At 50.1% G+C, this 12,645-nt stretch carries 12 protein-coding genes and 1 other RNA gene; 2 read left to right on the top strand and 11 right to left on the bottom strand.

What is annotated here, in order from left to right; genetic code table 11:
- Positions 1 to 2: 2 nt before the first annotated feature.
- The 5 genes from J4760_RS03510 to J4760_RS03490 form a co-directional block, all read right to left on the bottom strand.
- Entirely contained in the window at positions 3 to 1,130 is a 1,128-nt protein-coding gene (locus tag J4760_RS03510) for a THUMP domain-containing class I SAM-dependent RNA methyltransferase (protein WP_145286422.1), read from the bottom strand.
- 100 nt (positions 1,131 to 1,230) lie between these two features.
- Positions 1,231 to 1,621: RNase P RNA component class B (gene rnpB, locus J4760_RS03505), an RNA gene on the bottom strand.
- 10 nt (positions 1,622 to 1,631) lie between these two features.
- Positions 1,632 to 1,958: a cell division regulator GpsB gene (gene gpsB, locus J4760_RS03500; protein WP_145286419.1), complete on the bottom strand. Its 327-nt coding sequence runs from the start codon at positions 1,956 to 1,958 to the stop codon at positions 1,632 to 1,634.
- A 4-nt stretch (positions 1,959 to 1,962) separates the two neighbouring features.
- Complete coding sequence (locus tag J4760_RS03495; protein ID WP_145286416.1) at positions 1,963 to 2,502, bottom strand: SLOG family protein; 540 nt, start codon at positions 2,500 to 2,502, stop codon at positions 1,963 to 1,965.
- Complete coding sequence (locus tag J4760_RS03490; RefSeq protein ID WP_145286413.1) at positions 2,499 to 2,828, bottom strand: DUF1798 family protein; 330 nt, start codon at positions 2,826 to 2,828, stop codon at positions 2,499 to 2,501. Before J4760_RS03490 ends, J4760_RS03495 begins: the two co-directional genes overlap by 4 nt.
- A gap of 97 nt (positions 2,829 to 2,925) precedes the next feature.
- Between J4760_RS03490 and recU the strand changes: the two genes are divergently transcribed.
- The gene (gene recU, locus J4760_RS03485) at positions 2,926 to 3,537 is read left to right on the top strand and encodes a Holliday junction resolvase RecU (protein ID WP_145286410.1); all 612 of its coding nucleotides are present in this window, start codon (positions 2,926 to 2,928) and stop codon (positions 3,535 to 3,537) included.
- Between the two features lie 3 nt (positions 3,538 to 3,540).
- Positions 3,541 to 5,964 (top strand): transglycosylase domain-containing protein, encoded by a 2,424-nt coding sequence (locus tag J4760_RS03480; protein ID WP_237604788.1) that lies wholly within the window; start codon positions 3,541 to 3,543, stop codon positions 5,962 to 5,964.
- 44 nt (positions 5,965 to 6,008) lie between these two features.
- Here J4760_RS03480 and J4760_RS03475 read toward each other — a convergent pair whose 3' ends face one another.
- The 6 genes from J4760_RS03475 to J4760_RS03450 are packed head-to-tail and all read right to left on the bottom strand — an operon-like array spanning position 6,009 to position 12,628.
- Positions 6,009 to 6,296 carry a YpoC family protein gene (locus tag J4760_RS03475; protein WP_237604787.1) on the bottom strand — a complete coding sequence of 96 codons (288 nt, stop codon included), beginning with the start codon at positions 6,294 to 6,296 and terminating at the stop codon, positions 6,009 to 6,011.
- Positions 6,293 to 6,946: an endonuclease III gene (gene nth, locus J4760_RS03470; protein ID WP_237604786.1), complete on the bottom strand. Its 654-nt coding sequence runs from the start codon at positions 6,944 to 6,946 to the stop codon at positions 6,293 to 6,295. Before nth ends, J4760_RS03475 begins: the two co-directional genes overlap by 4 nt.
- Positions 6,936 to 7,556, bottom strand: a complete 621-nt coding sequence (locus J4760_RS03465; protein ID WP_145286397.1) for a DnaD domain-containing protein — start codon at positions 7,554 to 7,556, stop codon at positions 6,936 to 6,938. The genes nth and J4760_RS03465 overlap by 11 nt, the downstream gene beginning before the upstream one ends.
- Positions 7,557 to 7,600: 44 nt before the next feature.
- Complete coding sequence (gene asnS / locus J4760_RS03460) at positions 7,601 to 8,890, bottom strand: asparagine--tRNA ligase (protein WP_237604785.1); 1,290 nt, start codon at positions 8,888 to 8,890, stop codon at positions 7,601 to 7,603.
- 6 nt (positions 8,891 to 8,896) lie between these two features.
- On the bottom strand, positions 8,897 to 10,084 hold the full coding sequence (locus J4760_RS03455; protein ID WP_237604784.1) for a pyridoxal phosphate-dependent aminotransferase: 1,188 nt from the start codon (positions 10,082 to 10,084) through the stop codon (positions 8,897 to 8,899).
- Between the two features lie 30 nt (positions 10,085 to 10,114).
- Positions 10,115 to 12,628, bottom strand: a complete 2,514-nt coding sequence (locus J4760_RS03450; protein ID WP_237604783.1) for an exonuclease domain-containing protein — start codon at positions 12,626 to 12,628, stop codon at positions 10,115 to 10,117.
- Positions 12,629 to 12,645: the final 17 nt, after the last annotated feature.

Genomic DNA, 12,645 nt, shown 5'->3' with positions numbered 1-12,645 from the left:
GGTCATTCCTCCCGTTTTCCCCAGTATTGGAAGTATGTCGTTTCAATATAGCCGTTGAAAAGCTTGCGGCGTTTCGTCGCCTTCCTGTTGACAATATGTTCGAACATCTTGTTCGATGTCATCAGGTAGACGCTCAGTGAAGGGTGTGCATCCATCAGTTCGCCGAGTTTGCGGTACATCTCCTCCACCGCTTTTGCTTCCCCGATGCGCTCGCCGTATGGCGGGTTGGTGACGATCTGCACATTTTCTTCATCGATCTCAAGGTCATGGACATCAAGCACCTTGAATTCGATGTTATCAAGCAGTCCGACTTCCTCGGCGTTGTCCTTTGCGATACGAATCATTTCCGGATCGTTGTCGGATGCGTATATTCTAACTTCCCGGTCATAGTGCGCCGCTTCTTCGAGTTCCATGCGCACCTTGACCCAGTCCGATTCCGGGATGATATCCCATTTCTCTGCATCGAACGTCCGATTGGAGCCGGGCGCAATATTCAATGCCATCATCGCTGCTTCGATCGCAATGGTGCCTGAGCCTGTAAAAGGATCGATAAGTGTACTTGAGCCATCATAATTTGCCAGGCCGAGCATCGTTGCAGCGAGTGTCTCCTTGATCGGCGCCTCACCCTGTGCGGTACGGTAGCCGCGCTTATGGAGTGCATCCCCGCTCGTGTCGATCGTCAGTACGGCACGGTCCTTCAGTATTGCAATATCCACCTTGTAGCGCGGACCTGTTTCAGGCAGTTTGGTCTTGATGCTGAACGCATCTTTAAGGTGTTCGACAATCGCCTTTTTGACGATGCGCTGCACGTCCGGCACACTGTAGAGCGTGGACTTGTGGGAGCGTCCCGTCACCGGAAACTCTGCAGATGGACCGAGTATGTCGGACCATGGCAGTGCTTTTGTCTTCTCGAACAGCTCGTCGAACGTCGACACGTCGAAGTCGCCGATGATGATGCGGATCCTGTCGGCCGTACGCATCATCAGATTCGTCCGTATGATGGCCATTTCGTCCCCTTCGAAATAGACCCGTCCATTCTCAAGCCGTGTTTCATAGCCGAGCGCCTCGATTTCATTGGCCACGACCCGCTCGATCCCCATCGGTGTATTTGCCAGCAGTTTGAATTGCATCAAAAAACCCTCTCTCTTTTATGGAAGTTTATATGTAGTTCAATATCATTATAAAATAAAAGCTCTCCATTCGTAATGGAGAGCGTATCTAGTCCGGTATCTCTATAAGCCATGTTCTGTACCGCTGTGCTGAGGCGTGTACTAGTTACACTCGCACATTGGTGATAATCATCTGTCTATACTACAATGTAGTATCCTTCCGCAGGTTGAATTCCCATTGGAAAGTGCTCCTACCAAATTTGGATTGCTCACTCGAGGGGTTTACCGCGTTCCACCTTCTGCATTTCTACAGAAGCTACGTCACTGTGGCACTTTTATAGCTACTGGATCCATATGCATAAGCACTTAGGACCGTTCACAGCCGTCAGCCGTCTTAAAACGTACTGCCTTGACTTATTTCTTCGTCAAGCACGAACACTACGATCATCTCAGAATCGTGTGAGCATGGACTTTCCTCTATGCACATGCGTGCATAGCGATTATCCGAGATACCGCTTCAAATCAATTCACCTTGGACTGGCCAAACACTTTCTTCTCCAGGTTGCTGAGTCGCTTCAGAATATCTATCTGGTGGTTCTGTGTCTGGTTGTCGGCTGACCTCGCCTTGGTGGCGACGCGGATTCTTAGTTCCTCTACTTCCTTCTTCAAGCGTGCATTCTCATCTTCAAGTCGTTTGAGGCTGTTGTTCATGTCCGCCATTTTTTGATAGTCGCTGATGACATCATCAAGGAAACTATCTACTTCTATCGGCTTGAACCCTCTTACGGACTTTTCAAATTCCTTCTCGAATATATCTTTTGCTGATAATTTCAACGTATATTCGCTCATTCTTTCACCTCTCATAAGCGGAATCTATGAAAGCATTGATTTCGTCAAATTGTATTCTTTCAATATTATACGGATTATCCACCTGGAATTCAAGCATTTGATCGTATATAAAACGGGTTTTTGACGGAACCTCCTCGTCATAGACGACAATCGCCTGGTCCGAGTGTTCGATGAGGAACCGGCTGATGATTCTGAACATTTTCGGGGACTCGTACTCCCGGTCATAGATGAACCGGTGGAAGTCGCTTTCTTCCAGAATATGGCGGAGCTTCGCCTGGTCGTCCTCCTTGTACCTGTCATCGAACTTGTGGAATGGTTTCAGTACACAGAACTTGAAGCCGTACTCTTCCCGCAGTGCAATCAGCGCTTCGGCTGCATACAGTTCAATGCCGGTATACCCCTGGATGATGAACCATTCGGTGCCGGTCTCGGCATAGGCCCGCACCTTCTCCTTCATGAAATCCCGCAAAACATCCGCTTCCGGCTGCGAATCCTTGAAGATGCCGAGCTCATGGGGCCGGTACCCGGTAATCAGTGTCTTCATCGGAATAGCCCTTCCCTTCCTGCATGGGCAAGCCACATGTTGACGAATTTGTACTTCTCCTTGTAGAGCTTCATGCCAAAACGCTTTTCGTGACAGGCCATCAGGAGCTCCATGAACTCCTCGACCACCTTCTCCCGTGTGACCGGATTGAACCTGAAGTCGGTGTGGATGCTGCCGATCTGATTAACGAGCCCTTTATTTTCCTCGAGGAACGGTTCGATCTCCGTCCTGAAGTCGAATTCATAGCCGTCCCTGGCCATGCTGTATCTGCGATCCACTTCGTCGAGCAGCCCGCGCAATGATTCAAAAGATGCATTTCTTGACAAAAATGCCACACTCCCTATAATTATCAATGGTTTAATTCCACCATTATATTGTATAATATTATATTATCATCATACAGAATAATGAAAGGCGATGCATATGAAATATCCGAAGGGCATCAAACCGAGGCCAAAGAAGCCTGCTTCGAAAAGCCGCTCATTCGATGGTAGAATCAAGTATGGTCAGAGAGGCATGACGCTTGAGAAGGATCTCGACCAGACAAACCAGTACTATCTGGAAACCGGTCGCGCGGTCATACATAAGAAGCCGACTCCGGTCCAGATTGTAAACGTCGACTATCCATCCAGAAACAAGGCCAAGATTGATGAAGCATATTTCAAAGTTCCCTCCACCAGCGACTATAATGGTGTGTACAGGGGAAGGTATATAGATTTTGAAGCAAAAGAGACCAGGAATGATCAGCGGTTCCCCTTCATCAATATCCACGCACACCAGGTCAATCATATGAAACAGTGCTATGATCAGGGGGGCATGGTCTTCATCATCATCCGGTTCTCATTGTACGATGAATCATACCTGATGCCGATAGAGCACTTTCTTCCCTTCTGGGATGCATTCCAGGACGGTGGCCGGAAATCCATCAGGTATCAGGACATAAAAGACGCAGGCCTGCTGTTGAAACAGGGTATGAACCCGAGGATCAGCTATCTTGACGCAGTCGACGAATTTTATTTCGAGAATGGAGAATAGTATATGGATCAGAACTTTAAGAGAAGCGGGAAGAAACCTCCCGCGAAGAACGGTACGCCTGCAAAAAAGAAAGGAGCCCGTCGTTCCAAAGCTTCACTGGTCAAGCGTATTGTGCTGTGGCTCGTGCTTGTCGGACTGGTCATGCTTGTGGCAGGCTCATTCCTGTTTGCCTATTACGCTTCAAGAGCTCCGGCATTCAGCGAGGAGAAATTGCAGGATCCGATACCGGCCAAAATATATGACAGGAACGATGAACTTGTCACCACCCTCTACCAGGGACAGGAAAGGCTGCTCCTCGATATAGAGGAGACGCCGGCCCATGTAACGGATGCTGTGCTGTCCGTCGAGGACAACCGTTTTTATGAACACGGGGCCATCGACTTTGTCAGACTCGGCGCAGCAGTGCTGAACAACGTGACCGACGGCTTCGGCAGCCAGGGTGCCAGTACGATTACCCAGCAGGTGGTCAAGCGTGTCTTCCTGACTGCAGAGAAATCACTGGAAAGAAAAGCACAGGAAGCATATCTCGCCTACCGGCTCGAGCAGGAATACTCAAAAGATGACATCCTTGAGATGTATCTGAATAAAATCTACTACTCGGATGGCATATACGGCATCCGGACGGCAGCAGACTACTACTTCGGCAAGGATCTCAGCGAGCTGAACCTGAAGGAGACGGCGTATCTCGCCGGACTGCCGCAGCTGCCGAACAGATATAATCTCTATGTCGATCAGGAACTCGGTACCGACCGTGCCAATACCGTGCTCAGTCTGATGCTGCACCACGGACGCATTACGGAAGCTGAATACAATGAGGCGATCAATACAGATCTTACAGCCAATCTGATTCCTCGTACCGAAGCAGAACGCGCATCAAGTGAACCGGAAAATCCGGAATATGCCTCCTACATCAATGTTGTGAAGCAGGAGCTCCAGACCAATGACAGATTCAGGAACATGGAGCTCGCAGAAGCACTTGCAAGCGGCATATCCATCTATACGAATATGGACAGCAACGTCCAGCGCCAACTGCAGACGATGGTCAACAATAAGGACTACTACTATAATCCGAAATTCCAGGATGATAACTTCAATATGGCATCCACCATACTGGATACCGAGACCGGTAATCTTGTCGCCATATCAGGTGGCCGGGACTACCGCGAAGTGGTCATGCACAACCAGGCACTGGTCGAGAAAAACGTCGGTTCAACGATGAAGCCTTTCCTCGCCTATGGCCCCGCCATCGAGCATATGCAGTGGCGGACGGATCATATGATAGAAGATGAAGAGGGCTACCAGCCGATTGGGCATGGAAATACCATCTACAATTATGATATGCAGGACCACGGAACTGTCACCATGCGTGACGCTCTGAGACAGAGTCTGAATATACCGGCTATCAAAACATTTGAAACGGTGCAGGAAGAAGCCGGGGAAGATGCGCCGGAGAATTTTGCTGAGAGCGCCGGTCTGGATTACAGTACTGAGGAGGAGGAAGATGTGGAATTGACTTTCAATGATGTACTTGGTGGCGGGGATAACTCCCGATTCACACCACTCCAGATGGCGGAAGCCTATGCAACACTCGGCAATGGCGGGACGTACAATACTGCACAGTCCATCCGTCATGTCGTGACGGACGAAGGCGAGACCGTCGAATTTGAAAATGAATCCGAAAAAGCAATGGAGGACTATACCGCCTACATGCTGACCGATATGCTGAAAGGGACATTCGAGCCTTATGGCAGTGCCGACTATATTCCGATGAATGGATTGAACATCGCTGCCAAGACAGGAACGACTTCCTACGGCAGCGAGCTCATGGAACAGTACAATCTGCCCGAAGGCTCTGCAAAAGACGCCTGGATTGTCGGCTATACGCCGGAGTATACGATGAGCCTCTGGACAGGATTCATGGAGAACAGAGAGAATGGCGAGTCGTCATTCGTCGGTGCTGATGAGCATATTACGCCGCAATGGTTCTTCAGGGACGTCATGCAGTCGATAAGTACGTACAATGGCCAGGATTTCGATAGACCCGACAGCGTCGTACAGGTGGGTGGCAACGCACTGGCCGTCGAAGGCAGTGAGGAAGCCCGGTCCAATGACCCTGTCACTACCGGGGAATCCAGAAATACACAGCCAGAAGAGCAGGTTGAAGTGACGGAAGAACCGGAACAGGTCATCATTGAACCTGAAGAAACAGATGAGGAAACAACAGAACAGGTTACAGTCGAACCGACTGAAGAAGAGACGACGGAGCAGCCGACGGAGGAAGAGACAGAAGAAGCAACCGAGGAAGAGACGACCGAACAGGTCACAGAGGAAGCTACTGCTGAAGGTGGAATGGAAGAAACGGTTGAAGAATCGGAACCTGTCGAAGAGCCGACTGAAGAAGAGACAACTGAAGATGACGCAGCATAAATAGGAAAACAACCTATGAAATCTCGGATTTCATAGGTTGTTTTTTATGATCTATTTTTTCTGATCCGGTATGATGCAGCCTTCTTGGTGAATTCCTCATGGATGCCCTTCAGCTGGATGATGCTATGGTACTGGTAGGGTCTCGACTTTATATACGCCATGCGTTCATGGTAGTTGAACGGCAGCACAAGGTCATGATCATCAGGCGGCATGTCCTGGAGCACACCGTCGATATGCATCAGGATGGCACGCTCATAATCATCGTAGAGAGCCCTATCCGGTTTTCTGGCGTTCTCCAGCAGCAGCTCATGCATTGCTTCAATCGTCATCATGCGTCTTTTCTCTTCATGCGCTTCTGCCCTTCCCGGCAGTCCTCGAGCAGCGGGCATGTTTCACATTTCGGACTTCTCGCCGTGCAGTGGTAGCGGCCGAAGAAGATGAGCTGGTGGTGGGTCTTGCTCCAGCGCTCTTCCGGCACTTTCAGCATCAGTGTCTTTTCGACTTCGAGCACGGAATCCTTATACCGCGTAATGCCAAGACGTTTCGTTACACGCTCGACGTGGGTATCGACAGCAATCCTCGGCACACCGAACGCCACTGCCAGGACGACATTGGCCGTTTTACGCCCGACTCCAGCCAGGCTGACTAGGTCGTCATGGTTGCCGGGTATAGTGCCGTCAAACCGGTCGATGACATCCCCGCACAGCTTCTGGATGTTCTTTGCCTTGTTGCGGAAGAGTCCGATGGAGCGGATGTCATTTTCCAGTTCCGACTGTGAAACTGAGAGATAGTCTTCTGGTGTCCTGTACTTTTTGAACAGGTCTTTCGTCACCCGGTTTACAAGATTGTCGGTGCACTGTGCAGACAGCAGGACCGCAATGGTCAGCTCGAATGGATTGTCATGTACCAGTTCGCATTCCGCGTCCGGGAACATCGTATCGATCTTGTCGATCATTTCGATCGTCTTTTTTCTACTGATCATAGACATCTTCTCCTTCCAGCCATGAACGCACAGGCATCCGCTCCACTCTGGCCTCTGTCTTCTCCCTGCCTGTCTGGCCAAGTATCCGTTCCACATACTGGAGCGATTTGATCTGGTTCTGATATGCCAGGTCCACGGCGTTCCGGATGGCCTCGGGACTATATTTCGAGTCTTCGAGCCAGCTGTTGATCCGCTCGAATTCGTTCGGGCTGATGACACGGCCGTATAATCCTTCGACGTACTCGAACAGTGACCGTATCTCGGTCGGTTCAGGTTTCGCAGGTTCTCTTGTTTCGAAGATCTGGACGAGTCTCGAATAGAGCGGCTCAAGATTGAACCGTTCTATATATTTTCCGGACTCCCTGATCGTCTCCACTTCCATCAGGCCTTTTTGCATCAGCTCCTGGATTACTTTGGAAATATCACCTTCAGACATCGTCGTGCCTTTCGAAAGCGATGTGAATTCCGGCAGCTGAGACGAATGCTGATGGATATCAACGAGCCTGATGATGACAATCATGGCACGCTCATCGATATCGAGTGCGCCATAGTTGTCGAGCAGCACTTTGTTGACAGGTACATTCATATATCTTATATAATCATCAATCATAATACGACTCCTTATAAAAATATCGCCTGGCGGCGATATTCGACCTATGGGTAAAGACGGTTGAGCAGCCGTGGGAATGGAGCGGTCTCCCTGACGTGCTGGACGCCGCTCAGCCATGCAACGGTACGTTCAAGACCAAGACCGAATCCGGAATGCGGCACACTGCCGTATCTTCTGAGGTCGAGGTACCACTGGTAGGCATCAAGATCGAGACCGCTGTCGGTGATCTTCTGCTCAAGCGTGGCATAGTCATGGATCCTCTCACTGCCCCCGATGATTTCTCCATATCCTTCCGGTGCAATCATGTCAGCACAAAGTACGGTGCGCGGATCTTCAGGGTTCTCCTCCATATAGAAGGATTTGATCGCTTTCGGGTAGTTCGTGATGAAGACCGGTTTGTCGAAGTGGTTTGCGATTTCGGTTTCATGCGGTGCACCGAAATCCTCGCCCCACTCGATATCATCAAACCCTTTATCCTTCAGCAGTTCGACTGCATCGGTATAGGTGATGCGTGGGAATGGTGCCTTGATCTTCTCGAGGACGCTCGTATCGCGCTCCAGAATGCCAAGGTCAAGACTGCAGTGCGCGAGTACCTGCTGTACAAGGTATTCGACATACTGCTCCTGCACTTTTAGACTGTCCTCATGCTTGTAGAATGCCATCTCCGGCTCTATCATCCAGAATTCGATCAGATGCCTTCTCGTCTTGGACTTTTCCGCCCTGAATGTCGGACCGAATGAGAATACTTTGCCGTGTGCCATTGCAGCTGCTTCAGCGTACAGCTGGCCACTCTGGGAGAGGTATGCATCCTCATCGAAGTATTTTGTATGGAACAGCTCTGTCGTCCCCTCAGGCGAACTGCTTGTCAGAATCGGTGGATCGATCTTCTTATAGCCGTTCTCGAAGAAGAAGTCGTGGGTGCTTTTGATGATCTGGTTGCGGATGTTCATGACGGCATGCTGTTTCTTTGAACGCAGCCATAGGTGCCTGTTGTCCATCAGAAATTCAGGGCCGTGGGCTTTCGGTGTGATCGGATAGCCTTCCGAAGTATGGATGACTTCTATGCCGTCCACTTCCATTTCATAACCGAACTGTGAGCGCTCGTCCGCTTTGATTGTGCCCGTGACGTACATGGATGTCTCCTGAGTGAGCCCTTTGGCTGTCTCGAACAGTGCTTCGTCGTTCGCTTTGACGACGACACCCTGCATGAAGCCTGTGCCGTCCCGGAGCTGCAGGAACTGGATCTTGCCGCTGCCCCGCTTCTGCAGCAGCCAGCATCCGATTGTCACCTGCTGCCCTTCGTATTTAGATGCCTGGTTAATTGATATCTTCATGTCGAACTATGCTCCTTTAGTGTGTTGTTCTACAAATTTTCTGATACGGTCGAGTGCTTCGGCCATATCTTCGATGCTCAGTGAATAGCTGAGCCTTATATTGTCGGGCGAACCGAATCCTGATCCCGGCACAACAGCGACATACTGTTCTTCAAGAAGCGCGGTGACGAACTGGTCGACATCCTGGAAACCGCATTTCTGTGCACATTCCTTGAAGTTCGGGAACAGGTAGAATGCGCCTTCCGGCTTGATGCAGTCGATGTATGGAATCTCCATCAGCTTCTCATACGCCCTGTCCCTTCTTTCGTTGAAGGTTCTGTTGTACTCCTCAAGATAGGACGGATCCATTTCATAGGCAGCGACAGCTGCCCACTGAGACGGTGTCGCAGGGTTGGATGTGGAATGGCTTGTCAGATCGGTCATCGCCTTCATGACGTCGCGGTCACCACATGCGTAGCCGATGCGCCATCCCGTCATGGCATGGGACTTGCTGACACCGTTTATGACGATCGTGTTCTGCTTCATCTTATCGCTGAATGATGCAATCGAGATGTGCGGTCTGTCGTATACGAGTGTTTCATATATTTCATCGGCGACCACGACGATATCCGTCTTTTCCAGATATTCTGCCAGATTTTTCAGTTCTTCCTCCGTATAGACCATACCGCTCGGATTGCTCGGTGAATTCAGCAGGAGCATGCGTGTCTTATCCGTTCTATGCGCCTCGATGATCTCAGGCGTCATCTTGAATGATGTTGATTCATCGGTATGCATGATGACAGGCTTGCCCTCGGCCAGTTTGACCTGTTCTGTATAGCTTACCCAGTATGGCGTCGGTATCAATACTTCGTCACCTGCATCGAGTGTTGCCTGGAACAGGTTGTACAGTACATGCTTTGCCCCGCTGCCGACAAAAATTTCGGAAGCATCATAGTCGAGGCCGTTGTCGTCCTTCATTTTCCGGACGATGGCTTCCTTCAGTTCGTTGATGCCGGAAGCCGACGTATATTTTGTCTGTCCTTCATTCAGTGCCTTGTAGGTCTTTTCTATAATCTCCTCAGGTGTATTGAAATCGGGCTCTCCTGCGCTGAGGCTGATTACATCGACACCTTGAGCTTTCAATTCCCTTGATTTGGCTGTGATTGCCAATGTCTGACTTGGTGTTATATTCCTGATTCGTTGAGAGAGTTGCATATTTCGTCTCCTTTAGGGTTGATATAGTCATTATAAATCACGGAGCAGTGCTTTGAAAGACTCTCCGTCCCCCTCGATGATATTTTCAGGGGGGAAATACTTGAGGAATGCGTCACTGTACCTGCGGCTGAGAATGCGTCTGTCGAACAGCAGCAGCAGTCCCTTCTCCTCCGGACGGCGGTGGATCCTGCCGGCAATCTGCCTGAACTGGAATACTGCTTCCGGCAGGTCGGTCCGGTAGAAGCTTCTGAAATCCGCTTCCTTCGGCACAGGGAAGGGCAGCTTTGTCAGCATCAGGCATTTTGTGCCTGTACTCTGTATATTGATACCTTCATTGAAGCTCGACGTACCGAGGAGTACGCATCTGTCCAGCTGGTTGAACTGGGCCAGCAGCTTTTCGCTTGTAGTCGCCCGCGACTGCCTCAGTATTACATAGTCCTCGAAAGTCTGTATATCCTCCGTATACTCGTAGACCTTGTCCAGCAGCTCGAAGTTCGAGAACAGGACCATCAGCTTCTGGTCCGTCTCGCTCAGATAGATGGCGATGTATTCGACAATCGTTGCGATGAAGTCGTCATCCTGTACATCATAGGCGGGAATATCCTCCGGCACAAATATCTTCGTCTGCCTGAAGAGCGCTTCGTTGCGTATGACAAGCGTCTTGAAATCCGCTTCCCCATACCAGTAGTCGAGATGATCGAAGCTTCCGTTCACTTCCAATGTGCCCGACAGCATGATGGTTGCAGCCAGATGGCTTGTTTTCTTGTGCAGTGAGGCCATATCCGCTTCATGAATGTGCACCTTGATCTTCTGCGGGTTCCTATCCGCATCGAGGGTATAGCTGCCTGTCCTTATTCCACGTTCAAGACTTCCGAGCATTCTTTGATAGTGGTGCATATGATTGTAGAGGACCTGGTAGTTCTGCGTACCGCGTATGGTGCCGAGGAATATGGAAGCATGATGGATGCTGACTTCGATATGGTGCCGCATATCTTCCATATTGCCGGCTGCCGCCGCACCGAATATCCTGTCGATGCTCTGATTGAGGTGCTTGAGTATATCCTCAAGCAGATATACCGACATTTCATTATGGTTGATATAGGTGGTCAGAAGCCGTTCCTGGCCTGCAGTGCCGATCTGTCCGATGAAGAACTTCATCGCCTGGTAGCTGAAGGTCGTCCGCATCCTTTCCTCGAGCGACCGTTTGAGCTGATGGGCCTCATCCACGATGACGCTTGCTACATCAGGCAGATGGTCAAGGCATTCCATCAGAAAATAATGGTTCGTCACTGTAAATGCCGACTGCTCTGCTTCAGACAGGGCACGTTCGAAGAACAGGTGATTGCTTGATTCCCCAGCCTGGATGGATGCTGTTCTATAGTAGGCACGCTCCGGTCCTTTAAGATGGATTTCAGCCAGGTCGCCCGTGTCTGTTTCAAGGAGCCATACGAGCAGTTTCATTTTCAGCTGTACGATTTCGGTATTGTTTTCCTCAAGGGACAGGAGCAGTTCGAACGCATCAAGGTTCATATAGTTCTCTTTCCCTTTCAGACTGGCTGCACCGATTGACAGGCCTGAAGCCTGCTCGAGTACTTTGAGCTCATCTGCAAGAATCTGATTCTGCAGAATCTTCTTCGATGTACTGACAAGCACTTTCCGGCCGAAAAGCGAGTGGAAACTGACTGCGGCAATCAGGAAGGCAAGTGTCTTGCCGACGCCGGTATATGCCTCCACAACGAGATTGTCACCCTGTTCAAGTGCTTCGAATATCTCATTGGCAAGACGCAGCTGCTCCTCACGGTACTCATTGCCCGAATATGCCACATAGCCGTCATACAGTTCCCTGACCGTAACGGGCTCGAGGTGCCTATTCATATGCGGCTCCTGTTTCATGAAGAATGATCCATAGTGTTCAAGACCGAGAGGTGACCTTTCCCCGGATTGTGCAATAACGGAGAAGAGCACATCGGACAAGCTGTATTTCAGGGATTTCGACAGATGATACAGCTGCTTCTGGGTGTCAGTATTCAGCGCAGAGATCTTGCCGAGCAGATGGATGAGCAGCTCTGCAGTCGCCAGTGCATCTTCGTCTGCACGGTGTGCATTTGACAGACGTAAGCCGAGTGTCTGTGCAATCTCATTGAGCTGTAGACGTTCCAGTGTCGGCAGAAATATTTTCGCCAGCTCCACAGTATCGAGCAGATGGTTCGGGCTGTATCTGATGCCGCACTTCCTGAAGGCAGACTGGAGGAACCCGTAATCGAATTCGACATTGTGGGCTGTAAAGACGCAGCCGTCAAGAAGAGCCGCTATTTCGTGGGCGACATCTTTGAACCGGGGTGCATTTTCGAGCATGGATGTCTCAATGCTTGTCAGCTCTTTTATAAAGGGGGTCAATTCTGTTTCATCCGACAGGAAAGTCGTATATTTATCAACGACTTTGAAATTCTGGACAATTACAATGCCCAATTGGATGATACTATCCTTATTTTTGTTATTTCCGGCGGTTTCCAGGTCGACCACCGCAAATTTTTCATTCAGCATCTCATCACCAGTTCCTA

Source organism: Salinicoccus sp. ID82-1, from assembly GCF_021991715.1.
In the GTDB taxonomy this organism is placed as follows: domain Bacteria; phylum Bacillota; class Bacilli; order Staphylococcales; family Salinicoccaceae; genus Salinicoccus; species Salinicoccus cyprini.
Note: the sequence above shows the minus strand (reverse complement) of the source record. Positions and strands in the feature narration are given on the sequence as shown.

Coding starts and splice junctions, on each gene's coding strand:
- J4760_RS03510 (WP_145286422.1), bottom strand. CDS start 1,130: ATGCAATTCAAACTGCTGGCAAATACACCGATGGGGATCGAGCGGGTC.
- gpsB (WP_145286419.1), bottom strand. CDS start 1,958: ATGAGCGAATATACGTTGAAATTATCAGCAAAAGATATATTCGAGAAG.
- J4760_RS03495 (WP_145286416.1), bottom strand. CDS start 2,502: ATGAAGACACTGATTACCGGGTACCGGCCCCATGAGCTCGGCATCTTC.
- recU (WP_145286410.1), top strand. CDS start 2,926: ATGAAATATCCGAAGGGCATCAAACCGAGGCCAAAGAAGCCTGCTTCG.
- J4760_RS03480 (WP_237604788.1), top strand. CDS start 3,541: ATGGATCAGAACTTTAAGAGAAGCGGGAAGAAACCTCCCGCGAAGAAC.
- J4760_RS03475 (WP_237604787.1), bottom strand. CDS start 6,296: ATGATGACGATTGAAGCAATGCATGAGCTGCTGCTGGAGAACGCCAGA.
- nth (WP_237604786.1), bottom strand. CDS start 6,946: ATGATCAGTAGAAAAAAGACGATCGAAATGATCGACAAGATCGATACG.
- J4760_RS03465 (WP_145286397.1), bottom strand. CDS start 7,556: ATGATTGATGATTATATAAGATATATGAATGTACCTGTCAACAAAGTG.
- asnS (WP_237604785.1), bottom strand. CDS start 8,890: ATGAAGATATCAATTAACCAGGCATCTAAATACGAAGGGCAGCAGGTG.
- J4760_RS03455 (WP_237604784.1), bottom strand. CDS start 10,084: ATGCAACTCTCTCAACGAATCAGGAATATAACACCAAGTCAGACATTG.
- J4760_RS03450 (WP_237604783.1), bottom strand. CDS start 12,628: ATGCTGAATGAAAAATTTGCGGTGGTCGACCTGGAAACCGCCGGAAAT.